Annotated in this window: 25 protein-coding genes, 2 tRNA genes and 1 rRNA gene; 15 read left to right on the top strand and 13 right to left on the bottom strand. The window is 54.2% G+C overall.

What is annotated here, in order from left to right:
* Nucleotides 1–88: 88 nt before the first annotated feature.
* Entirely contained in the window at nt 89–712 is a 624-nt protein-coding gene (plsY, locus tag ABHF33_RS04535; RefSeq protein ID WP_348945836.1) for a glycerol-3-phosphate 1-O-acyltransferase PlsY, read from the bottom strand.
* 97 nt (nt 713–809) lie between these two features.
* Here plsY and ABHF33_RS04530 point away from each other — a divergent pair, with 97 nt between their 5' ends.
* From ABHF33_RS04530 to ABHF33_RS04495, 8 genes are all read left to right on the top strand, one after another.
* A complete protein-coding gene (locus ABHF33_RS04530) occupies nt 810–1,169 on the top strand; it encodes a dihydroneopterin aldolase (RefSeq protein WP_157670294.1) in 360 nt (119 codons plus the stop codon).
* A 121-nt stretch (nt 1,170–1,290) separates the two neighbouring features.
* Complete coding sequence (gene gmk / locus ABHF33_RS04525; protein WP_348945835.1) at nt 1,291–1,905, top strand: guanylate kinase; 615 nt, start codon at nt 1,291–1,293, stop codon at nt 1,903–1,905.
* Between the two features lie 88 nt (nt 1,906–1,993).
* Entirely contained in the window at nt 1,994–2,203 is a 210-nt protein-coding gene (gene rpoZ / locus ABHF33_RS04520) for a DNA-directed RNA polymerase subunit omega (RefSeq protein WP_348945834.1), read from the top strand.
* Nucleotides 2,203–4,395, top strand: coding sequence for a RelA/SpoT family protein (locus ABHF33_RS04515; RefSeq protein ID WP_432803956.1), 2,193 nt, complete (start codon nt 2,203–2,205; stop codon nt 4,393–4,395). Before rpoZ ends, ABHF33_RS04515 begins: the two co-directional genes overlap by 1 nt.
* A 148-nt stretch (nt 4,396–4,543) precedes the next feature.
* Nucleotides 4,544–4,747 carry a sulfur carrier protein ThiS gene (gene thiS / locus ABHF33_RS04510; protein ID WP_157670288.1) on the top strand — a complete coding sequence of 68 codons (204 nt, stop codon included), beginning with the start codon at nt 4,544–4,546 and terminating at the stop codon, nt 4,745–4,747.
* A gap of 80 nt (nt 4,748–4,827) precedes the next feature.
* Nucleotides 4,828–5,616: a thiazole synthase gene (locus tag ABHF33_RS04505; RefSeq protein WP_348945833.1), complete on the top strand. Its 789-nt coding sequence runs from the start codon at nt 4,828–4,830 to the stop codon at nt 5,614–5,616.
* 122 nt (nt 5,617–5,738) lie between these two features.
* Complete coding sequence (locus tag ABHF33_RS04500; RefSeq protein WP_348945832.1) at nt 5,739–6,191, top strand: GNAT family N-acetyltransferase; 453 nt, start codon at nt 5,739–5,741, stop codon at nt 6,189–6,191.
* A gap of 117 nt (nt 6,192–6,308) precedes the next feature.
* A complete protein-coding gene (locus ABHF33_RS04495; protein WP_348945831.1) occupies nt 6,309–6,752 on the top strand; it encodes a GNAT family N-acetyltransferase in 444 nt (147 codons plus the stop codon).
* A 90-nt stretch (nt 6,753–6,842) separates the two neighbouring features.
* Here the strand turns inward: ABHF33_RS04495 and ABHF33_RS04490 are convergent, their stop codons facing one another.
* Nucleotides 6,843–7,568: a transporter gene (locus ABHF33_RS04490; protein WP_348945830.1), complete on the bottom strand. Its 726-nt coding sequence runs from the start codon at nt 7,566–7,568 to the stop codon at nt 6,843–6,845.
* 324 nt (nt 7,569–7,892) lie between these two features.
* Here ABHF33_RS04490 and trmB point away from each other — a divergent pair, with 324 nt between their 5' ends.
* From trmB to ABHF33_RS04470, 4 genes are all read left to right on the top strand, one after another.
* Nucleotides 7,893–8,660: a tRNA (guanosine(46)-N7)-methyltransferase TrmB gene (gene trmB, locus ABHF33_RS04485; protein ID WP_348945829.1), complete on the top strand. Its 768-nt coding sequence runs from the start codon at nt 7,893–7,895 to the stop codon at nt 8,658–8,660.
* Between the two features lie 194 nt (nt 8,661–8,854).
* Complete coding sequence (locus ABHF33_RS04480; RefSeq protein ID WP_348945828.1) at nt 8,855–9,439, top strand: LPP20 family lipoprotein; 585 nt, start codon at nt 8,855–8,857, stop codon at nt 9,437–9,439.
* Nucleotides 9,439–10,725 (top strand): flagella assembly protein FlgT middle domain-containing protein, encoded by a 1,287-nt coding sequence (locus ABHF33_RS04475; RefSeq protein ID WP_348945827.1) that lies wholly within the window; start codon nt 9,439–9,441, stop codon nt 10,723–10,725. The genes ABHF33_RS04480 and ABHF33_RS04475 overlap by 1 nt, the downstream gene beginning before the upstream one ends.
* On the top strand, nt 10,722–11,324 hold the full coding sequence (locus tag ABHF33_RS04470; RefSeq protein ID WP_348945826.1) for a hypothetical protein: 603 nt from the start codon (nt 10,722–10,724) through the stop codon (nt 11,322–11,324). The genes ABHF33_RS04475 and ABHF33_RS04470 overlap by 4 nt, the downstream gene beginning before the upstream one ends.
* A gap of 79 nt (nt 11,325–11,403) precedes the next feature.
* On the opposite strand, the gene ABHF33_RS04465 is transcribed toward ABHF33_RS04470, so the two are convergent.
* From ABHF33_RS04465 to ABHF33_RS04415, 11 genes are all read right to left on the bottom strand, one after another.
* On the bottom strand, nt 11,404–12,150 hold the full coding sequence (locus ABHF33_RS04465; protein WP_348945825.1) for an SPOR domain-containing protein: 747 nt from the start codon (nt 12,148–12,150) through the stop codon (nt 11,404–11,406).
* On the bottom strand, nt 12,147–12,887 hold the full coding sequence (locus tag ABHF33_RS04460) for a type III pantothenate kinase (protein ID WP_348945824.1): 741 nt from the start codon (nt 12,885–12,887) through the stop codon (nt 12,147–12,149). The genes ABHF33_RS04465 and ABHF33_RS04460 overlap by 4 nt, the downstream gene beginning before the upstream one ends.
* A complete protein-coding gene (locus ABHF33_RS04455; RefSeq protein ID WP_348945823.1) occupies nt 12,884–13,885 on the bottom strand; it encodes a biotin--[acetyl-CoA-carboxylase] ligase in 1,002 nt (333 codons plus the stop codon). The genes ABHF33_RS04460 and ABHF33_RS04455 overlap by 4 nt, the downstream gene beginning before the upstream one ends.
* 58 nt (nt 13,886–13,943) lie before the next feature.
* Nucleotides 13,944–14,519 (bottom strand): ATP-dependent protease subunit HslV, encoded by a 576-nt coding sequence (gene hslV, locus ABHF33_RS04450; protein WP_348945822.1) that lies wholly within the window; start codon nt 14,517–14,519, stop codon nt 13,944–13,946.
* Between the two features lie 68 nt (nt 14,520–14,587).
* Nucleotides 14,588–15,796: an STAS domain-containing protein gene (locus tag ABHF33_RS04445; protein WP_348945821.1), complete on the bottom strand. Its 1,209-nt coding sequence runs from the start codon at nt 15,794–15,796 to the stop codon at nt 14,588–14,590.
* A gap of 235 nt (nt 15,797–16,031) precedes the next feature.
* Nucleotides 16,032–16,820 carry a DUF3025 domain-containing protein gene (locus ABHF33_RS04440; protein ID WP_348945820.1) on the bottom strand — a complete coding sequence of 263 codons (789 nt, stop codon included), beginning with the start codon at nt 16,818–16,820 and terminating at the stop codon, nt 16,032–16,034.
* 178 nt (nt 16,821–16,998) lie between these two features.
* Nucleotides 16,999–17,499 carry a thiol peroxidase gene (gene tpx / locus ABHF33_RS04435; protein ID WP_348945819.1) on the bottom strand — a complete coding sequence of 167 codons (501 nt, stop codon included), beginning with the start codon at nt 17,497–17,499 and terminating at the stop codon, nt 16,999–17,001.
* A 131-nt stretch (nt 17,500–17,630) separates the two neighbouring features.
* Nucleotides 17,631–18,158, bottom strand: a complete 528-nt coding sequence (tpx, locus tag ABHF33_RS04430) for a thiol peroxidase (protein ID WP_157670260.1) — start codon at nt 18,156–18,158, stop codon at nt 17,631–17,633.
* 84 nt (nt 18,159–18,242) lie between these two features.
* Nucleotides 18,243–19,298 carry a DUF3426 domain-containing protein gene (locus ABHF33_RS04425; RefSeq protein WP_348945818.1) on the bottom strand — a complete coding sequence of 352 codons (1,056 nt, stop codon included), beginning with the start codon at nt 19,296–19,298 and terminating at the stop codon, nt 18,243–18,245.
* 28 nt (nt 19,299–19,326) lie between these two features.
* Entirely contained in the window at nt 19,327–20,214 is an 888-nt protein-coding gene (gene prmA / locus ABHF33_RS04420) for a 50S ribosomal protein L11 methyltransferase (protein WP_348945817.1), read from the bottom strand.
* Nucleotides 20,215–20,265: 51 nt separating this feature from the next.
* On the bottom strand, nt 20,266–20,505 hold the full coding sequence (locus tag ABHF33_RS04415) for a hypothetical protein (protein WP_348945816.1): 240 nt from the start codon (nt 20,503–20,505) through the stop codon (nt 20,266–20,268).
* 293 nt (nt 20,506–20,798) lie between these two features.
* Between ABHF33_RS04415 and ABHF33_RS04410 the strand changes: the two genes are divergently transcribed.
* The 3 genes from ABHF33_RS04410 to ABHF33_RS04400 all read left to right on the top strand — a co-directional run bounded on the left by ABHF33_RS04410 (nt 20,799) and on the right by ABHF33_RS04400 (nt 22,642).
* Nucleotides 20,799–22,332, top strand: a 16S ribosomal RNA gene (locus ABHF33_RS04410).
* Between the two features lie 119 nt (nt 22,333–22,451).
* Nucleotides 22,452–22,528, top strand: a tRNA-Ile gene (locus tag ABHF33_RS04405).
* A gap of 38 nt (nt 22,529–22,566) precedes the next feature.
* Nucleotides 22,567–22,642 (top strand) — tRNA-Ala (locus ABHF33_RS04400).
* Nucleotides 22,643–22,714 lie beyond the last annotated feature (72 nt).

Genomic DNA, 22,714 nt, shown 5'->3' with positions numbered 1-22,714 from the left:
TTATCACTGAGCATCACCCAATAAAAAACCGAGCTGCTGGCTCGGTTTTTTATTGCCTACTGTTTGCTTGAAGACTTCATCGCAGGCATCACGACTCGGCCTTCTCACCAATCTTGCCCTCTTTACCGCTCAGCAAACCGACAATGTTTTGCTTGTGACGCACAATCAGCAGCACGCTAATGGCAATTACCGCGGCGATATAAGCCGGAACAGGCAGGAAATACCAGCACAGAAAAGGCGCGGCAAGCGCTGCACAGATCGCTGATAGCGATGAAATTTTCAGTCCTTTCGCCACAAACAGCCAGATCCCCAGCGTCGCCAAGCCCAGCCATAAATTGAGCGCGAGCAAAATGCCTGCAGCGGTGGCGACGCCTTTGCCGCCTTTGAAGCTGAAAAATACCGGCCACATATGACCAATCGTGACGGCGAGTGCAACGGCTGCAATGGTTTGATCAAACGTTGCGCCTAGGCCGAAAACCGGCGCCAGTTGTTGGGCGGCAAAAACGGCCACCCAGCCTTTGAGCGCGTCGCCCAGCAAAGTGAGCGCAGCGGCTTTTTTATTGCCTGAGCGCAGTACATTGGTCGCGCCCGGATTATTCGAGCCATAGCTGCGCGGGTCAGCCAGCCCCATCACGCGGCTGACAATCACGGCGAACGACAGCGAGCCGATCAGATAGGCGGCAATGATGAAAAATACTAAGGTGAGGTTCATCCCAAATTCCACTACAATCGTGAGCTTTTGATTCTATAGCGAATCCGCCACCCGCTCAAAGCGTTCTGCGCTGCGGCGGCGGTCGCACGATCCGAACATGGACATTATTTATTTGCAGCAAGTGCGCGCCGAAACGGTTATCGGCTGGTATGACTGGGAGCGCACCCAGTCGCAAGCCGTTGAGCTGGATCTGGAAATCGGCCTGCCTTCAGCGCGCGCCTGTGTGTCGGACGATCTGGTCGATACCATCGACTACGACAAAGTCGTGACGCATTTGCGCACCGTGATGGCAGAAAAACACTTTCTGCTGATCGAAGCGCTGGCCGAACATATTGCCCACATTCTGCTGCATGATTTTGGCGCTCCCTGGATTAGGGTGTCCGTGACCAAACTCAATATTCTGAAAGACGTAGGCCGGGTGGGCGTCACGATCGAGCGTGGACATCGCGGTAATTGATCTAACTTCGGCAATTCTCGCTATATTTCTGCTGGATGCTATACCCAAGCGTGATCCAGTTTTCTGATCGTCCCGAGTTCCCTTATACTCAAGGTCATATTCAATCTACTTGGAGCCAAACATGGCCAAAGGTAATTTATTTGTCGTGACAGCCCCGTCGGGCGCAGGCAAGACGACGCTGGTGGCGGCCTTGTTGGCGGCGGATGCGAATGTTCAGCTGTCGATTTCTTATACCACTCGCCAGCCACGCGCCGGTGAGGTCAATGGCAAGGATTATCACTTTGTTGAACGCGCCGAATTCGAGCGCATGATCAATGCAGGCGAGTTGCTGGAACACGCTGAAGTCTATGGCAACTATTACGGCACATCACAAGTCTGGATCAATGAAGTAATCCAGAATGGCCGTGATATTTTGCTGGAAATCGACTGGCAAGGCGCGCAGCAGGTACGGCGTTTGTTCCCCGAAGCGATTGGCCTTTTTGTGTTGCCGCCGTCGCTGGATACACTGGAAACCCGCTTACGCAATCGTGGCAAAGACAGTGAAGATGTGATTGCCAAGCGCATGGCGGTGGCGCGTGAGGAATGTAGCCATGTTGATGAGTTTGACTATGTGATCGTGAACGAACACATTGATGATGCGGTACGCGATATTGTGGCGGTGGTCCGTGCACAGCGTTTGACGCTGGCCCGCCAGTCCAACCGGCATACCGCCTTGATTTCAAGTCTGAAAGGCTAAAATCATCGGCATGATGTTATAATCTATGGTTTCGTCCGCTGGATATATCCGCTGGCGCGCCTGCATTGAGTATTTCGGAGAATAAATTATGGCCCGTATCACGGTTGAAGATTGTCTGGATCGTATTCCAAACCGTTTTGATTTGACTTTGGCTGCTGCCTACCGCGCTCGCCAGCTGGAAAACGGCTCGTCCCCGCAAGTGGACAACAATGGCCGTGACAAGCCTACCGTGCTGGCTTTGCGTGAAATGGCTGCCGGTTTAGTTGGTGTTGACATTCTGACGCGTAACCGTGGTTAATGATGACAGCAGACTCGGCGCTCACTATTGAGGATGTCCCTGCACTGCAGGAAGCCCCTGACGTGATTGAGGAAGCCAACCGCTTCCTGACCGAGCACACGGCTTATCTCAAGCCAGAAGACCGCCAGATGTTAAGGGCGGCTTTTTTATTCGCTGAAAACGCGCATCGCGGCCAGATGCGCCGCTCGGGCGAGCCGTATATTTCGCACCCGCTGGCCGTGGCGACGATTCTCACGCAGTGGAAGCTCGATGCGCAGGCGCTGGCTGGCGCGCTGCTGCACGATGTGATGGAAGACAGCGGCGTCACCAAGCTGGAGTTGACCGAAAAATACGGCAAAGCGGTCGCCGAGATTGTCGATGGCATGAGCAAGATCGACAAGCTGGAATTTCAAAGCAAGGAAGAAGCGCAAGCAGAAAATTTCCGCAAAATGCTGCTGGCGATGGCGCGCGATTTGCGCGTGATGCTGATCAAGTTGGCAGACCGTTTGCACAATATGCGTACGATGGATTCAATGCGTGCTGACAAGCAAAAACGCATCGCCCGCGAAACAATGGAAATCTACGCGCCGATTGCCAACCGCATTGGTCTGAACGCCGTGTATCAGGAGCTGGACGATCTGGCGTTCAAATACATGCACCCGCGTCGGCATCATGTGTTGTCCAAAGCGTTGAAAGCCGCGCGCGGCAACCGCCGTGAGGTGGTGCAAAAAATTCTCGACTCGATCAATGCCAAGCTGACCGCGCACCAGATCGAAGCGCAGGTTTCGGGTCGCGAGAAAAATCTGTTTTCGATCTATCGCAAAATGGTCGAAAAGCACCTGAGCTTCTCCGAGGTGCTCGATATTTATGCTTTCCGCGTTATCGTCAAAGACAATGCGCATTGCTATCTGGCGCTCGGCGCCTTGCACGCTTTGTTTAAGCCGATTCCGGGCAAATTTAAAGATTACATCGCCATTGCCAAAAGCAATGGCTATCAAAGCCTGCATACCACGCTGTTCGGCCCGTATGGCACCCCCATTGAAGTACAAATCCGCACGGCCGAAATGCATCGGATTGCTGATGCAGGTGTCGCCAGCCACTGGATGTATAAAAGTGGCGATGAAGGTTTTTCCGAAGTACAGCAAAAAACGCATCAATGGCTGCAATCGCTGCTGGAATTACAGGTCGAGTCGGGCGATGCCGTCGAGTTTCTTGAACATCTGAAAGTCGATCTCTTTCCTGATCAGGTGTATGTGTTCACGCCGAAAGGCAAAATCCTTAGCTTGCCCAATGGCGCAACCTGCGTTGATTTTGCCTACGCCGTCCACACCGATGTGGGGCACGGCTGTATTGCGGCCAAGGTGAACCATGAGCTGGTGCCGTTGCGGACCAAGCTGAAAAATGGCGATCATATTGAAATCGTCATGGCGGCGCACGCCAAGCCCAATCCAAGCTGGCTCTCGTTTGTGACGACCGGCAAGGCGCGCTCGCAAATCCGGCATTTTCTCAAAACCATGCGTTTTGATGAATCAGTGCATTTGGGCGAGCGTCTGCTTAATCAAGCTTTCTCGGCGCTGCATCAGCCGCTGCATGTGAATGATGAGGTCTGGGAAAAATACCTGCGCGAAAGTGGTGAAAAATCCCGCGAAGCGGTGCTAGCTGATGTTGGGTTGGGACAAAAACTCGGTGTTGTCGTGGCCAAGCGCTTGCTGCAACTGGCAGGAACCTGGTCTGAGGAAGGGCGGCAGGGCAAAAAACCGATGTCGGTCACGATTCGTGGCACCGAAGGCATGGCCATCCAGTTTGCCCGTTGCTGCAACCCGATTCCGGGCGATCCGATTCTGGGCTTTGTGAAAAAAGATCACGGCCTGGTCGTGCATACCCACGATTGCCCGCAAGTGTCCAAAGGCCGTATTGACGCCGACAAGCTGATCGATGTGGATTGGGATCCGGACGTTGCGCGGCTGTTTGACGTACCGATCAAGATTCTGGCCGAAAACGAGCGTGGTACGCTGGCCTCCTTGGCTGCGGTGGTGGCCGAAGCTGAAGCCAATATTGCGGCGGTGACGATGGGCGATGCCGTTGAATCGCACGAGCGTTATCTGAGTGTGCAATTCACGCTGCAAGTACACAATCGCATCCATCTGGCGAAAGTGCTCAAGCATTTGCGCGCTTTGCCTACGGTCTATCGTTTGCAGCGGGTGCGCGCTTAGCCTCGCTGGTCACCTGGCAGCAGGGCGTGCCTCCAATGGCCGCGCTGCTGCAAATCAGCGAAAAATCGGTCAATCCCTGCGTGGCATCAAATCAGCTTTCGGTCTGCATGTTAATATCGCAGCCAAGTTTTCCATATCGGTTTAAACCATGATCCAGATTTCTATTAATGGCGCGGCACGCGAGTTTGCCGAGTCACTGAGCGTCTCCCAATTGATCGTCGAGCTGGAGCTCACTGGCAAACGCATTGCGATTGAACGCAATGGCGAGATCGTGCCCAAAAGCGAACACGCCAGCACGCAGCTGCTCGATGGCGATGTGCTGGAGATGGTGGTCGCCGTCGGCGGTGGTTAATTGGTATTGCCTGCTAGACCTTTTTGACACTGGCCTGTAGGCATATACCTCGCTTATTGATTCCAACAGGGGCAAGAATAATGAATGATGTTTTTCAAATTGCAGGCAAAACTTATCAATCACGGCTGATTGTTGGGACTGGTAAATACAAAGATTTCGCGCAAACGCGCGCTGCGGTCGATGAATCGGGTGCTGAGATTGTCACCGTGGCGATTCGCCGCGTGAATATCGGTCAGGACGCATCGCAGCCATCCTTGCTCGATGCTTTGCCACCGTCGCAATACACTTATCTGCCCAATACTGCGGGCTGCTACAACGCCGAGGATGCGGTGCGGACCTTGCGCCTGGCGCGCGAATTGCTCGACGGCCACAAGCTGGTGAAGCTCGAAGTGCTGGGCGACCCCAACACGCTGTATCCGAATGTGCGCGAAACGCTGAAAGCGGCTGAGACGCTGGTGAAAGACGGTTTCGACGTGATGGTTTACACCTCGGACGATCCGATTATCGCCAAAGAGCTCGAGCAAATCGGCTGCTGCGCGATTATGCCGCTGGCGTCCTTGATCGGCTCGGGCATGGGGATTCTGAATCCGTGGAATCTGCGCCTGATTATCGATTCGGCTAATGTACCGGTACTGATCGACGCCGGTGTCGGCACGGCATCGGACGCCGCAGTGGCGATGGAGCTGGGTTGCGACGGGATTTTGATGAATACCGCCATTGCCGGCGCGCAGGACCCGATCCGTATGGCGCGCGCGATGAAGCTGGCCGTGCAAGCCGGTCGCGACGCCTTTCTGGCTGGTCGCGTACCCCGCAAATTGTATAGCGCCGATCCGTCGAGCCCGACATCGGGCCTGATTGCTGCCAAATAAATTTCTTAGCCAGGATCGATTTGAAAACACAGTGTTTTTAAATCGACATTATTAGGGTATTGCCCTGCAGGTTAGATTCCAACTATCCTGCAGGCCAATACCCTTTTGTATGGATGCCATTGATGCTGATTCGCTACGCCACGCTCGACGATCTGGATTTGATCGCACCGCTGTTTGCCGCTTACCGCGTTTTTTATGAGCAAGCGCATGATCTGCCCGCTGCTCGACGTTTTATTGGCGATCGACTTCGTTTGCGTGAGTCGGTGATTTTACTGGCTCTGGATGAGAAGTGTGGGACGAACGAGGCGCTAGGGTTTGTTCAGATGTATCCAGCATTTAGTTCGGTGGCATGCCAAGGTATTTTATTGCTCAATGATTTGTTTGTGGCACAAACGGCTCGCAGGCAGGGCGTAGCTAGGCAACTACTAGAGCGGGCAAAAGAACATGGGCTGAGCGTTGGTGCAGCAAAGCTAAAACTTTCAACAGCCAATACTAATCAACTAGCTCAGAAATTATACGAATCACTTGGCTATCAACAGGATCAAGCTTTCCGTCATTATTCGCTGGCGATTTGAAGCGATTGTATTTGTGCGGAAATTGACTGTTCTTAACACAAGTCCAATAGGGTATTGCCCTGCAGATTAGATTCCAACTATCCTGCAGGCCAATACCCTTTTATATGGATGCCATTGATGCTGATTCGCTACGCCACGCTCGACGATCTCGATCTGATCGCACCACTGTTTGCCGCTTACCGCGTTTTTTACGAGCAAGCGCATGATCTGCCCGCTGCGCGTGCTTTTATCGCTGAAAGGCTGAGTTTGCGTGAATCGGTGATTTTGCTTGGACAGGATGATGCTGGTGCTGCGCTGGGCTTTATCCAGCTCTATCCGGTGTTCAGCTCGATTGCCGCCGAGCGCATCTGGCTGTTGTCGGATTTATTCGTCAGTGACGCGGCGCGAGGGCAAGGTGTAGCGCGCGCTTTGATGAGCAAAGCCACGCAGCATGCGCGCGACAGCGGCGCGGCCTGGCTGGAATTATCAACCGCGCATACCAATCGCAAGGCGCAGGCTTTGTATGAATCACTCGGCTATCAGCTCGATACCGTGTATCGCTATTACAGTCTGGGTGTGTGAGCGTACTGCTGTTGTAATCATGATTGATGATCATCGTGCTGCTGATGATCATCAATCCTATCGTTTCAATCGAGTGCTGTGTGGCGTGATTTAAAAGTGCAGCGTCACCGCAGCAGAGACAATATGGTCATCCGCAGCATGATTGAGACCATGTTGATAACCCAAATCCACATCGAGCTGCTCAGCCGGACTCCAAGTGATACCGGCGCCCAGATACGCTGGGTGTTGATGGACTCCAGCCTCGGTATTGCGTTCGCTACTCCATTCGAGATTAGCGGCGAAAGTCTCGCTAAAGGCGTATTCAGCTGCCAGTGCTAAATTCCAGATGTCCTTATTTTCACCCGCACGATTATTGGCATAGGTGTAGCCACTATTGGCAAAAAAGGTAAATTCACTCAGCTGGTAATCGGCGATCAAGTTGGCGGCGTATTGGCTGCGACCTGCGCCCAGACCTTTTTTCTCATCGCCATTGGGCAGGCTGGCACTGGCAGCCAGTGCCAGATTCAGATTGTCGTGCTCGATAAATCGCCATTTGAGCCCCAAGGACATATCTGCCAGGCCTTTTTGCCTGCTTTCATCTGCAACTTTGTTCGATTGGTAAGGGGCAGAAATGAAAATGTCGAGATTCTTGCCAAGCCCATGACTTAAAGTGGCCGCGAGCTCCAGAGCTGTTTCATCTCCGTTGGCAGCAGATGCTCGTTCGATTCCCAGCTCAAGTTCCCAATGACCTGCTTCGACGGTGCCCGAGTCTTCGTAGGCATAGGTTTGTGCCGCAATCATTAATAAAATACCGGCTGCGATTGGTTTGAATGTCATGACTTCTCTCCTGAAGTAGTCGATTTTTCTTTGAAAATCCAGGTAAATGATAATGATTTTCTAGTGCTAAAGCAACTTTGTTGCGTTTGTGGCTATGGCTATTATGTAATCAGCAAGCAAACTCAACCGGTGTTGATGGCGACAAATCACAACTAAGCCCGCGTTGGAATGAACAGGCCTCATCAGTATGAGCCAGTAAAAACTGCCAGCCGTACTTGGTGAAAACGGTCGTGGGCATTAAAATGCGCAAATTGAACAAAACGCCGTTGCGGCTTGATCATTTGGGTCAGGGAGCGCGGCGTTTTTGCATCGCAAGGATATGCCATGAGCACTGAAAACGAACACCTAGGCAGCGTTGCTGAGTCAAACGACGCGCCCGAAAACACACAGATTGCCGACGACGGCGCAGAGAATCTGCGTCGCCGCTCGATTCGCAGCTTTGTGCTGCGTCAGGGGCATTTATCGACTGGCCAGGCGCGTGCGCTGGAAGAGTTTGGCCCGCAGTTCTGCATTGATTACACGCCTGCCGCGCTTGATCTGGACGCCGCTTTTGGCCGCCAAGCACCGCGCGTGCTGGAAATTGGTTTTGGCATGGGTACGGCAACTGCCGAAATCGCGGCAGCACGCCCTGAAACTGATTTTTTGGGCGTTGAAGTGCACACGCCCGGCGTCGGCAGTTTGCTCAAATTAATCGGCGAGCAATCGTTGACCAATCTGCGCATTGTCCAGCACGACGCGGTTGAAGTGCTGGAGCATATGCTCACACCCGATTCACTCGACGGCGCGCATATTTTCTTCCCCGACCCTTGGCACAAAAAGCGCCATAACAAGCGTCGCTTGATCAAATCGGAGTTCGTCAAACAGCTGGTGTCGCGGATTAAAACCGGCGGCTATCTGCACTTGGCAACCGATTGGGAAGATTACGCGATTCAAATGCTTGAAGTGCTCAGCGCCGAACCGGCTTTGCAAAACACCGCCAGCAGTGAAACCGGCTACGCCGAGCGCCCGGATTATCGCCCGCTGACCAAATTCGAAAACCGTGGCATCAAGCTCGGTCACGGTGTTTGGGATCTGGTCTTTAAGAAAATTTAAGCAAGTTGTCATCTCGCAGGCTGTAGAAAACAGCCAGCCTGCCGATATAGTCCGAAGAGGGCGGCTCCCTTGCTCTGGCGCGACGGTCAGCACACGTCATCGGCTCTGATGGTCGGGCCGGAGGGGCGAGCCACTGGCTTTTCGTCTGGCGCTGGCTAGAGTGGAAAAAGCCCAACCGATATCGTCAGGAGAGCATGATGCCTCAGCCGTTTAAATTGAAATCTGCCTTGTCCCTTGCGCTGGCAAGCAGCTTGCTGCTTGGTTTGAGCGCGTGTGCTGGCACCGCACAGCATACCGTAGCCCATTCGTCCGAAGGCGTTGCGCAGCCGCCGGTGGTATTGCCCGGCAAAATTACTGCCGTGGGTTATGGGGCTATGCCTACGATGGATGGCTTGTCTCCTTCGCAGCGCCGTTTGCTGGCCATGCGGGCGGCCAAGCTCGACGCTTATCGTTCGCTGGCTGAGACCGTTGCCGGGATTAAAATTACCGGCAATAGCTCGGTATCGGCCATGGCGATGAATAATGATGGCTTTCGCGCTTACGTTGAGGCGCATCTTCGTGGTGCACGCGTCGTTACTGTAACGCCACTGCCTGATGGCGCTTTTGAAACCACACTGGAATTGACGCTGGGCGGTGATTTTTATCGTGCAGCGCAATCGGCTGCCGCGCATAGTGCGACAGGCGAAGCACCTGCCAGTGATGCTGCACCGATGAAAGTCGTTCCGCAGCCGGTGTCGATGAAAGTGCAGCCCAGCCAGAATTTCTATCTGTCACTGTGATGATGCTGCGTACTTTTGTGCTGGCCCTAGGGCTGAGCGCCAGTGTACTGGCCGCGCAGCATGAGGGCATTGCGCCCTTGGGCAGCGAAGGGCTGGAATCGGCTCGCCGCGCGGCGATTGCCGACGCACTGGAAAATGCCGCCTTGTTCAATGGCGCGAATCTGACCAGCCATACGCAACAGTCAGGGCACAAGTGGGGTGAATCCAGCCAGTTGCGGGGTGCTCCGCTGGGTGAATATCGCCAGCTTAAGGAGTGGCAGAGCAATGGTTTTTTGCATGTCATCGTGGATGTCGATCCTGCAGTAACGCAGACCGAGCAGCCCTCGCCGACGAGTGAAACTGTCGCTGCCAGCCCTCGTGTTCAGCAGTGTCATGGCGGTGGCTACAAACGCAAAATTCTGGTCTCGCATATCTGGATTCAGCGCCCGGTGCAAATGGCCGATCTGGACCGTTTTTCCGAAGGCTTGCAGCTGGAAATGGTGCGCAAGTTTCACGATAGCGGCGCGTTTTTACCCCAGCGTACGCAAACGGAAGCGGTGTTTGAATTGCAGCCCCAATTGAGCGATCCGCTGTTGCAGCCCGAGCGTGTCCGTGAAATGGCGCGTCGCTATGCCGTGCAGTTTATTGTTGGCGCAGTGGTACGCGATTTGTCGACCAGTGGCGAGCGCTACACGTTGAGCCGCCACCGTGGCGATGTGAAAGCGGGCGAGCGCAAGCTGGAGCTGAATTTGCCGCTGGTTGATTTTACCGGCTTCGGTTTTAAAGCCACGCCGCAAGCGCGGCGCTTCGAGTACGAATTGTTTGTGTTTGACGGCGTGTCGGGCGCATTGATCAACCGGCATCTGCTGGCAGGCAAAGCGAGCGGGACGGTGATGCAGGATAGCGCCACCAGCATGGGTACGGCGGGTTTTAAAGAAACCGATTTTGGCCGTCTGGTTGATACCAAATTGCAGCAAGGCGTTGATTTGCTGAGTCAGGATGTTGGCTGTATTCCTTTTTCAGCCCGAATTACCCGGGTCGAAAAAGGTCGGGTGTATTTTGATGCAGGCGTTACCTCGCAAGTCGCTGTGGGCGATACCCTGCAGGTGTATCGGATACAGCCCGGTGCATTGCCGCTGGCGGCGGCCAGTTTTGATCCAAGCATGAGTCTGGGTTTGCCCGAAGAGATCGTGGGTAATGTACAGGTGATGCAGGTACAGCCGCTGTTTTCGGTCGGTGCCATGTCCGGTAGTGCAGTTCAGGCGGGTGATTACGTCCGGTTTGTCGGTCGGGAGGGTAAAAAATGAAGCACTATCTGGCGGTTTGTCTGATGTTCCCCGCGCTACTGATGGCCAATGAAGCGCCAACTGCTGGCGCAAAAGCCAGCGCCAAACCCGCGGCCACGCACGGTACGATCAAGAATGCTCCGCCCACTCAGGTGGAAAACCTCAAGCCGGGCGGCAAGCTCAAGGCCGATCCGCCGGCGCATGAAGCAGCCGCAGCACCTACCGAGCCACCTGTGGTGCAGTATGTGCCGCCCAAATACGGCAGCAGCCGCCCTGTAGCGCAGACCCATGCGCCGCTGGTGCGCCAGTATGTCCCTTCCAAAGCTCCTCGCCGTGCCGCGGCAACGCATCAAACCAGCCGGAATACCTCGCATGCCGCAGCGACCGAAGCGGTGACGCCAGGTTTGGTGCGGGTGATGCCCGCTGGCAGCCTGCCTGCTGGCAAGGTCTTGCCGAATTTCCAGTCGGCAACGAACGCTGCTGGCAGTGCAACGACGGCGACCAAGCCAAGAATAAGCTGGGGTGAGACGGTGGCGGCTAAGCCCGTGGCGAGCCCCGCGCCGGAAATCTATATTGTCCGCGATCCGGAATTGCGCTGGCAGCAATATAGCTACCCCTGATTGTCATTCGCGATTGCGCTCACTCAGCTCTGCAACTGAAATGAAAAAGCCCGATATTTCGGGCTTTTTGTTGATCCAATTATTTGCAATTGAGTTCGCGAACCACCGAGCCTTTGAATTGCAGGCTGATTTTGTTCAATTGCACCAGCTGCGCTTCACTGAGATTGCGCGCGTTAAAGCTGGCTTGCTTGAGGGTGTCATCGCGATCGCGCACCACAGCTGAACGGACGCCTTTGGCTTGTAATTCGGCCAGATGACGCTCACCGGCCTCGCGGGTGCTGAAAATGCCCAGCGAGATGGCGTTTTGCCAGCGCCCGCCATTGTTCACGATAAAGTAATCCGTCACACCCAGCTCGGCCAGCTGCGCCGCCTTGGTTTTGGCCACTTCCATGCTTTCCAGCGGTGGCATATACACCCAGACCTTGGTCGATTCGCCGCTGCTGGTTTCGGTGGCGTTGATGCCCAGCGCACGCAGTTTGTCGCGGGCTGTGGCAATCTGCTCGCCGGTGATGCCTGTCCAGCGGGCACAGGCCAGTTGCAGCGGCGTAGGGGCTGCTGTGGCTTTGGCTGCCCGGGTCGGCTCGGGGCTGGTGACTGGACTGGTTACTGGGCTCACTTCAGGCTCGCTTGATGTTTCGCTCACCGGGGATTCTTGCGGTGCCGCCGTCGGCTCCGGGCTATTGCCAAGCATGCCGGTCACCACTTTGACTGCCGAGGCGTTTTTCTCTCGGCTTTGCAGTGTGACCGTCATCGGCTGAGCGTCGAGCTGATACCAGCCAAAGACCAGCAGATTGGCGATGACGAGCAGGGCAAAAATGGCTTTCATTGGGTAAATGCTCCGTCGGCAGCAAGGTAAAGGGCGTAGAGGCCGTCAAGGACCAGATTATCTACTGTCTGCGCAGCAAGGTTAAGCTGCGAAACGATGCGTTCGGCATCTCCGCCGAAGATAATTGTTTGGTCGATGGGTATATTGCTAGAGGCCATATTTAGTATGCTCTCTGTTAACATACCCTTGATGGCGCGCAGGCAGCCGGTTTCGATCGCGTCCAGCGTATTGCGCGCAAATGCAACAAGCTGCCCGTGGGCGAGTGGTAGTTGCGCGGTGCCATGAAACAGAGCCTGTTTCATCAGGCCCAGGCCGGGGCCAATGCTACCGCCCAGATACTGACCATCACGCGTTAGCGTATCGACGACGAGCGCGGTGCCAGCCGAGACAATTTGCAAATTCTGCGCCGGAAAGCGCGTTCTGGCGCCCAGCACTGCAGCCCAGCGATCAGTGCCTTGCTGGCTTAAATCCTGATAATGGTTGTGCACGCCCAGTGCCGAGCGGCTCACTTGCAGGCGTTGGGGTTGTAAAGCCCAGTGCTGCAGACAGCATTGCACCAGCGCTTGATAGCGCTCGGGCGCGCCCACGGCGCAAATCAGAATCGCAGCAGGGCGGGGCAGGTCGGCGCACTGGCTGATCCATTCCTCGACCGTGCTGGCGCTGCCCGCTGCTGCATTTTCGCCCAAGCGCCATTTGATGCGGGTATTGCCCAGATCGATCAGTAAAGGTGGGTTCATGCCAGCCGCCTGAGGCTGACATCGCCAGTGTGAATCAGTTTTTCACCATCGCAGCACAGCAGCCTTAAGGAGCCATCGGCGGCTAGACCAAGCAGCTGGCCGGTCTGGGTTTGCCCATCGGGCGCGATTACGTTGACCATCTGCATTTGCCAGACGTGCAAGGATTCCCACTGCGCCAGCATGGGCGCAAAGCCGCTTTGTGTAAACTGGCCGAGTCCTTGCTCCAGCGCACCTAACAATCGCCCCAGCAGGGCGTTGCGGCTGTCACGCAGCCCGGCGGCTTGCAGGCTGCCAGCCTGTTGATCAAGCTCATCCTGCCAGTGATGCGGAAAAGACAGATTCAGACCAATACCGATCACTACCTGTGCCGGCCCCAGCGCATCGCCCTGCATTTCAATCAGGATGCCGCCCACTTTGGCATAGTCCGTATTGTCTGGATTACCGCTCTGCGCCGCGCTGGCATCGCGCTGCAACAATAAATCGTTCGGCCATTTCAGGCCGATTTGTGCCACGCCCGCCTCGCGCAGGCTCTGCGCAACGATGGCCCCAACCGCCAGCGACAAGCCCGCCAACTGAGCCGGGCCGCCGTTAAATTGCCAGGCCAGCGAAAACATCAGGCTGCCGCCCAGGCTACCCAGCCAGCGTCGCCCCAGACGGCCACGCCCGCCAGTTTGCCATTCGCACGCCAGAACGTGCCCATGCTGCGGGTTTTTGAGCAGTTGTCGGTTGCTCGATTCAAGGGTATCGGCCAGAGTGATATGCAGAATGCTGTCTGGCGGTAGATACTGCTGGAGTGTATCGAGGCTAAGCCAATCGATATCTTGTTCTAGCCGATAGCCAGCACCACTGCGCCGCTCCAGCGTAATGCCAAATTGTTCGGCTTGCGCCAGTGCGGTCGAGACGCTGGCACGAGAAATACCCAGACGTTCGGCAATCATCGTGCCAGAAGTAAAATGCTGCGCATCAAGCTCGCGCAGTAAGCGGATGGGATCGGTCATGGCGACATTTTACGAGAAATGCCGCCTGATGGGGCTGATTCAGCGCGTTTGAACAGGCTTACAGCGCATCGCTCTGGTCGCTCAGCGCAATCGTTTGCGCGCCCATGCTTTCCACCACATGATTCTGATTGGTGTAGATACATAGATCGCCCGCGATTTCGAGCGCTTTTTTGACGCACACTTCCGGTGGATAATCGGTGTTTTCCAGCAAAGCGCGCGCTGCAGCTTGAGCATAAGCGCCACCGGAGCCAATCGCGGCAATGCCACCTTCCGGCTCCAGTACGTCGCCATTGCCGGTGATGACCAGCGTGGCGCTTGGATCGGCGACAATCAGCATTGCCTCAAGGCGGCGCAGCATGCGGTCGGTACGCCAATCCTTGGCCATCTCGACTGCGGCACGGGTCAGATGTCCCTGATGCTTTTCCAGTTTGGCTTCAAAACGCTCGAACAGCGTAAAAGCGTCGGCGGTGCCGCCCGCAAAGCCCACAATCACCTGATCGCGATACAGCTTGCGCACTTTGCGCGCCGTGCCCTTGATCACAATATTGCCCAGCGTCACCTGGCCATCCCCACCCACTGCGACATGATTGCCCCGGCGTACCGAGACGATCGTGGTGCCGTCAAATTGCTCCATACATTACTCCAGCGTTTGATCAGATATGTGAGCTAGATGGCGACAGTCCGGCCGAAATGCAAGCCGGATTATTTGCGCAATTCAACGCTGACCATCTCGGTGATGCTCATCACCCGCAGCAAGGTATGAACCAGCGGGTTGACGTTAACAAAGCGCACCTGCTTGCCCTGTTGCAGCCAGTCCATCGCCAGATTGAGCATTTGCCCGGCCGAGTCAAAATCAATGCGCTCAATGGCATTCAGATCAATCACCGGGGTGGCATGCGCCTGAACCAGCTCGTTCAGCCGCGTCAGCATTTCGGGTTTATCGCTGGAAATGCTGCCGATCAGGCGGTTTTTTTCCTGTTCAGCCGCATGAATTTCGGCCTTGGCCTGTGCTTCATCACTGGCAATTTGTGCGGCCGATTTGGGTGCCTGGCGCGGGTCCCACGACGGTGGAGAGACCTCAAAAGTAATCGCATAATCAATCGCGATGTTTTCGAATTCTTCCTGCAAGCCCAAGACTTGATGCAGCTCGATCAGCAGCAGCCAGAACGGTGCCTCAGCAGGCTGGCGGCGACCCACTTCAATATGCGACTTCAAAATTTCGATGAATTTGGCGCTGCCAATCAATTGCAGGCTATTGGGTTTTTTGTGGCTTTGCTGCAGTGCGGCCAGAATCTCGGCGGCAGAAATGGTGTCAATGGCGGTGATTTTAGTCAGATCGACGCGCAATAAATCATTATTTTTATGTAGTTGATAAAAAGTCTGAATCGATTTATCAATATTCTCGATCGACAATTTGCCGCTCAGGGCAAAGTAGCCGCTGGCGGTTGGTTTTTTATTCGACACAGTATTTTGTTCGCGCCAGGTTGGCGGGGTTTTTTCAAACTCCACGACAAAATCCAAACCCAGTGCTTCATACGCTTCACGCTGATTGTGCTGCTGCAATAATTCAAACAGCATCATCCATGATTCCAGTCGGCGCTTACCGGCGAAATTGGGTTTGTCGAGCAACAAAACCTTGGCAGCGGCAGCCAGCTGGCCATTGGCATGCATCATGGCCGCTTGTTCTTCGGCGGGGCTAATGCTGTCGCTGCTGCTGGAGACTTCAATCGAGAGCTGCGACAAATCATAGTGATTGTCATTCGGCGTGGGTGAGGGCGCAGCCGTTGCTGGGCCGACCTCTGATGGCATGCCCGGCCGCGTCTCGGGTGCCGACCCCGGCTGGGTCAGCGGCGCTGTTTGGGTAAGGACTTCTTGTCCGTCTGGACCTTTTTTGCGGAAGAACGAAAACACTGCATCAATCCTGAGACGTGAAAAAAACACCAGAGGTGCGTGATTTCTATTTTACTGCGTTAGACAAAGCCCGTCCTGTTAGTTTTGCGCTTCGCTGACCTAAGGACAACTTGCTATGAATTCTGGTGAAGTGAATTACAATTTTGGGGACTGCCTGCATTCGTCGTCATTATTTAAACAATCTAGCCTGTTTGTCGTTCAAAATCAGCGCAAATGCGGCCACATTAAAACTAACTCAATGATCGTTTGGCGAGCGGATGCGCTTTTTTCGGAAATATTGGCGGTTTTCGTAGAACGAGGCGTTTTGTTGCGGATGCCAGCCGGGGATGCCCAGGTAAGGTAGTGCGGGTAATTGTCGTGGTTTTTGCAAGCAATGGTCATTGATCAGGCGAGCTAGTATCTGATCTAGTTCTTGGCATTGACTTGCGGTATCGCGCTGGAAAAAATCGGCTTGCACTTTGACTGGCCAGCATTTGCCGGTAAGGCCGATAAAAGGAGCGAGCAGATGTTCAAAATTGGCGTGCCCAAACGAGAACGCTGAAATCCGCTGGCCCCATGCTGCTGCGTGATCGACAAATAGCTCGGTCCACTCATGCGCAATCAGATAATCCAATAATTGCTCGTCACAGTAGGGCAGGATGAAGCCGCATTCATCAAACAGCGTGGCAGCGTCGCGCGCAGGTCCACGGGCTTTTGCGGCCGGATCGGCGGCGATGATGCGGTGATGCATGGCATTTAGCGCTGATTTGCTCAGTGGAAAAGCATGCCAGATCATGGCGTTAAACGTGTCATGCCAGTTCAGCCGCGTCGCAACCTGGCCGTGCTGGTAAATGGCCAGCTCATAATATTCGCTAATTTGTTCGCTAGGGACAAAGCGAATGGGCGCGCCACTGGCGCTGTGTGCCACGACGGGAGTTGCCGCCCAGTCCTGATAATTGGGTGGGGCTGAAAAACGTGACAGGTGCGCACGGATGGGCTGGAAGGCCGGGTGATTTTCAAATAGCTCGCTGGGCCAATCGCTCATGGTGACTTTCTGTCTCGGTGCTGCGGTTTAACAAAGTAGGGCGCATATAAAAAGGGCAAACCCGTCATCGTGCATTTTACGGTATTTGCCCTTATTCAGTCACCGCCGCCAGCTTGCTCGGTTAATCCGCCCAGAAAGGCCAACTGATTTTGGCGATGGAGCTAATGCATCTTTTTGCTTAAGCCAGAAAGGCCAAAGCAGCGGCGTAATTCGGCTCTTCCTTGATTTCAGCAACCAATTCGCTGTGCAGAACCTGATCATTCGCATCGAGTACAACTACCGCACGCGCTGCCACGCCTGCCAGTGGGCCTTCGGCGATTTCCACACCGTAGGCGGCCAGGAACTCGCGGCCGCGCATGATTGAAAGATTTACTACATTTTCGAGGCCTTCGGCGCCGCAGAAGCGGTTTTGTGCGAATGGCAAATCAGCAGAAATGCACAATACAACGGTATTTTCCAGTTTGGATGCGGCTTCATTAAAGCGGCGTACCGATGCGGCGCACGTTGGTGTGTCGACACTTGGGAAAATATTCAGGATTTTGCGCTTGCCAGCCAGGCTGGCCAAGGTAACGTTGGACAGGTCTTTGGCAACAAGCGAAAACGCAGGTGCTGTGCTACCTGTTGCAGGAAAGTTGCCGTTTACGTTGACAGGGTTGCCGCCAAGAGTAACTGTGGACATGGGTAAATCTCCAATCATTAAGTGGTCGTTGAGTATGGGCAAGATATTGATTTAATTGTTGCCAAAGCAGATATGGGGGCAGTGGCCATAAAAAAAAGCCGAAAATCGGCTTTTTGTTTGAGGTACGCCGCTTATTCGCCCTCTGCTTCGGCCGGTGGCGGGTTGAGGATTTCCATTGCTGCATCGTAATTGGGCTCGTTCATCAATTCGGCAACCAGCTCGGCATACAGCACGGTATCGTTGGTATCCAGCACAAATAAGGCCGTGGTCATCAGTCCTGATAGAGGCACGTCAGTGATCATGACGCCATAATCCTTATGAAAATCTCGCCCGCGCAATGTCGACATCAACTGGATTTTCCGAAAGCCCTCGGCTTCACCAATTCGGGCCAGAGCGTAGGGCGTATCAACCGATACGGTCATGATGCTGGTGTTATTGAGCTCATACGCCAGCTTTTCCAGTCGGCGCGCAATCGTCAGGCCAATGGCGGCATCAAGGCTGGGCACCACGGCAATTATTTTGCGCAAGCCCCAGAATTTGGATAGCGCCACATCTTGCAAATTGGTATCAACCAGCATAAAGCTGTGTGCGGTATCGCCCACGTGTGGAAAGCGGCCACCAATACTGACTGGCGTGCCATTGAGCATAACGGTAGACATCTCGGTTCCCCTGAAAAATGATCTTCTCAGTATGGTCTTTGACTTGGCAATTACAAGTGGGAAGCGCCGCAGGGTTGCGCCAGCTCAATCATAGAACCAGTAGAGCGAGTAGCCCGTGGAATTAAGGTTGCCCAGATCAAGTTGCAAAAACGCATGCAATTCATCGTTGGGTAAAATAGCCTGCTGACCCGCTTCGGTTTGAGCTAGGTATTCCTTGGCGAGAAAGACTTTTTTGGCGACCACTCTTTCATTTTCATCGGTGAGCGTCAGCTCAAGTTTGGGTAGCGCCTGCTCGAATGGTGCTAGATTACGCAAAGTGGCTTTAACCTGAATCAGCGTCGGGTGATCGGGAATATAGGTCAGCTCCGACCATTCCGATCTAAGCAAGTCAGCCTGCCGTGGCAGAGGCATCTCGCATTTCAGGTGGACGCACACGGCCTGCCATTTGGAGCGCAAGGCCGGAAATTCCTGACTTAATTCCAGGCGGAAATTAAAAGCGAGCTGAGCCAGCAGCGCCAGCAGCAGCAGCAGGCTGCCTAATGACCATAACCAAGCCCAGCGGCTGCGCTTGGGTGGGAGGAACAGATCGTCCGAATCATCCAGAATCGGGCGGTACTCGGCTTCGGTGTCGATTTCGCTAGGCTGGCGCAGCGCTGCAGTGGTATTTGCGTCGGATGGCAGATTTTCTTCGCGTACCGCAATGGTATGGCGCGATGGTTTGCGCACCTTGCGCGTTTTTGGGCGCTGCGTTTTTTTGATCAAACGCGCCAGTGCGCGTTGCAGATCCCGCTCGTTTTTGCGCTCAGCGGGTTTCTCCGTTGTTTGGGTTGCTAACTCGACTGCTGGCGCAGGCTCTGCTTGTGGAGGATTCAGCGGAGCACTGCTTGGTGCTACTTGAGTTGCATGGATGATTGTTTCTATGGGTATTGCCTTGGCGGGCTTTTCAGTATTGCCCTGTGGAGCAATACTCTCTTGCGCTTTTTCAGTAGCTTCGGCTTTTTCAACTCGCTGCAAAAAATCACGCGCGTTAAACACAAAGGAGCACCGACCGCAGCGCACCTTACCCTGGTGTGCTGCAAGTTGATCATCGGTAACGCGAAATGAGGTGCTGCAATTAGGGCAGCGCGTGATTTGAGTCATGGCGGCGATTTTAACCGATATTTACGCTTTATTTACGTACACCCGCTAAACACACCCAGCCTTCGTGTTCTTTTGGTGCAACAAAGTCAAACCACTCGCCATAGATGGCCACAATTTCATGCGCCTGTTCCGACAAAATGCCTGACAGCACAATTTGGCCTCCGACGCGGCAGCGGCCAGCCAAGAGTGGAGCTAGCGCTTTGAGTGGATTGGTCAGGATATTGGCGACCACCACATCATAAGTTTGCGCGGGTGCTGCATCAGGCAAGAAGAAACGGCCCGTCACGCCGTTCTGCTCGGCATTTTGCTCCGAAGCGATCATGGCTTGCGCATCAATATCAATGCCATCGGTTGGACCTGCGCCCAGCTTCATCGCTGCAATCGCTAGAATCCCGCTACCGCAACCATAATCCAGCACGGTCTCGCCACCTTTGATATTGGCGTCCAGCCATTGCAAGCACAGACGTGTCGTGGGGTGGCTGCCGGTGCCGAATGCCAAGCCAGGATCGAGCTGGATATTGACTGCAGCAGGGTCAGGGCATTCGTGCCATGTCGGTGTAATCCACAGACGTGGCGAAATCGGGATAGGGTCGAACTGTGATTGGGTCAAGCGCACCCAGTCTTGCTCTTCAACAATAACAATCTCAAACTTGGGCTCGGCCTGTTCCAATTGATTCGCCGCCGCGGCGACAATGAGAGCTACTTCAGCATCAGCTTCAAACAGCGCCAGAACAATACTGGTATCCCATAGTTGATCGACTGGCTCGCCTGGCTCGCCAAAGATGGGCTTTTCATCGCTGGTGCCTGCAGCCGCATCTTCAATTGACACAGACAGCGCACCCAAATCAAACAGTGCATCAGAATAAGCTTCGGCGTGTGCCGAGTCGGTGGTAAGGCGGAGTTCTTGCCAAGGCATGCTGCTTCCTACATATAAGCAATTGAATGGGGCGAATTGTCGCACCTAATATTACTGCTGAATAGTAATAAGCACTTTTGGCAAGACTCTCACTGCCCGCGTCAGCGGGCTGAGTGCTTTTCGGATCTGGTTTTGCTCGGTTTGAGTGTTCTGTTTCGTTGTTTCTGCCCACTGCGCGCAATTTTTGCTGGTTTTTCCGCGTTTTGCTGAGCGTTTCGCTGGTGCTGTTGTTTGTCTTTCTGCGCTTTTTGCCAAAATAATTCGATTTTCGTTTCCTTTCCGATCAATCACTTAGCACCTTTGTTGGATTTTCTTCGCCGATAGGTGTTGACGACTTCTAGGGGCGTGGGTATAGTTCGGCCTCTCTGCTGATGACGCAGCGAAACGAAGTAGTCGTTTCTCTGGTTGTTCAGCCCGATCTTTAACAAATTACAGCCGATGAGTGTGAGTGCTTGATTCGTAAGTCAAATCAAGTGCTTGCACTCAATTGAAAAGAAAATTGAAAGACAAATTCTTCGGAATTTATCTCGCAGTTTCTTTGAGTATTGAAGTACAAGCCAAGTAGTACATTTAGCTTAGAGATTAAACGAAAGAGTTTGATCCTGGCTCAGATTGAACGCTGGCGGCATGCTTTACACATGCAAGTCGAACGGCAGCACGGACTTCGGTCTGGTGGCGAGTGGCGAACGGGTGAGTAATACATCGGAACGTACCCAGTAATGGGGGATAACTATCCGAAAGGATAGCTAATACCGCATACGCCCTACGGGGGAAAGAGGGGGATCGCAAGACCTCTTGTTATTGGAGCGGCCGATGGCTGATTAGCTAGTTGGTGAGGTAAAGGCTCACCAAGGCGACGATCAGTAGCGGGTCTTAGAGGACGATCCGCCACACTGGAACTGAGACACGGTCCAGACTCCTACGGGAGGCAGCAGTGGGGAATCTTGGACAATGGGCGCAAGCCTGATCCAGCAATGCCGCGTGCGTGAAGAAGGCCTTCGGGTTGTAAAGCGCTTTTGTCAGGGAGCAAATCCTTGTGGCTAATACCCACCGGGGATGAGAGTACCTGAAGAATAAGGACCGGCTAACTACGTGCCAGCAGCCGCGGTAATACGTAGGGTCCAAGCGTTAATCGGAATTACTGGGCGTAAAGCGTGCGCAGGTGGTTTGTTAAGCACGATGTGAAATCCCCGAGCTCAACTTGGGAATTGCATTGTGAACTGGCTAACTAGAGTACGGCAGAGGGGGGTGGAATTCCACGTGTAGCAGTGAAATGCGTAGAGATGTGGAGGAACACCGATGGCGAAGGCAACCCCCTGGGCTGATACTGACACTCATGCACGAAAGCGTGGGGAGCAAACAGGATTAGATACCCTGGTAGTCCACGCCCTAAACGATGTCAACTAGTTGTTGGGCTTTTCGGAGCTTAGTAACGCAGCTAACGCGTGAAGTTGACCGCCTGGGGAGTACGGTCGCAAGACTAAAACTCAAAGGAATTGACGGGGGCCCGCACAAGCGGTGGATGATGTGGATTAATTCGATGCAACGCGAAAAACCTTACCTGGTCTTGACATGTACGGAATCCTTGAGAGATCGAGGAGTGCCTTCGGGAACCGTAACACAGGTGCTGCATGGCTGTCGTCAGCTCGTGTCGTGAGATGTTGGGTTAAGTCCCGCAACGAGCGCAACCCTTGCCACTAGTTGCTACCATTCAGTTGAGCACTTTAGTGGGACTGCCGGTGACAAACCGGAGGAAGGTGGGGATGACGTCAAGTCCTCATGGCCCTTATGACCAGGGCTTCACACGTCATACAATGGTCGGTACAGAGGGTCGCTAACCCGCGAGGGGGTGCCAATCTCACAAAACCGATCGTAGTCCGGATTGCACTCTGCAACTCGAGTGCATGAAGTCGGAATCGCTAGTAATCGCGGATCAGCATGTCGCGGTGAATACGTTCCCGGGCCTTGTACACACCGCCCGTCACACCATGGGAGTGGGTTTCACCAGAAGTAGGTAGGCTAACCGCAAGGAGGCCGCTTACCACGGTGGGATTCATGACTGGGGTGAAGTCGTAACAAGGTAGCCGTAGGGGAACCTGCGGCTGGATCACCTCCTTTCAAGAGAAAGACCTGCGGGTCAAGTACTCACACTCATCGGCTGTAGATTTTGAAGATACAGAGAAAGTAGCTGAGCAATGAAGCAATTCATTGTTGGGTTACGGACTTGGTTGGAAGCTGGGTCAGTAGCTCAGTCGGTTAGAGCACCGTCTTGATAAGGCGGGGGTCGCTGGTTCGATTCCAGCTTGACCCACCATTGATTCATCAGTGGAAACAGCTTAGTAATGCCAGATTGGGGGATTAGCTCAGTTGGGAGAGCACCTGCTTTGCAAGCAGGGGGTCGTCGGTTCGATCCCGTCATCCTCCACCAATCAAACTGTGAGGTGTTAGGCGTGAAGAGTAAGGTGTAAAACCTGTTCCAAACTAGCTTAAACGAGATATC

The organism is Chitinibacter sp. FCG-7, from assembly GCF_040047665.1.
GTDB classification, from domain to species: Bacteria; Pseudomonadota; Gammaproteobacteria; order Burkholderiales; family Chitinibacteraceae; genus Chitinibacter; species Chitinibacter mangrovi.
Note: the sequence above shows the minus strand (reverse complement) of the source record. Positions and strands in the feature narration are given on the sequence as shown.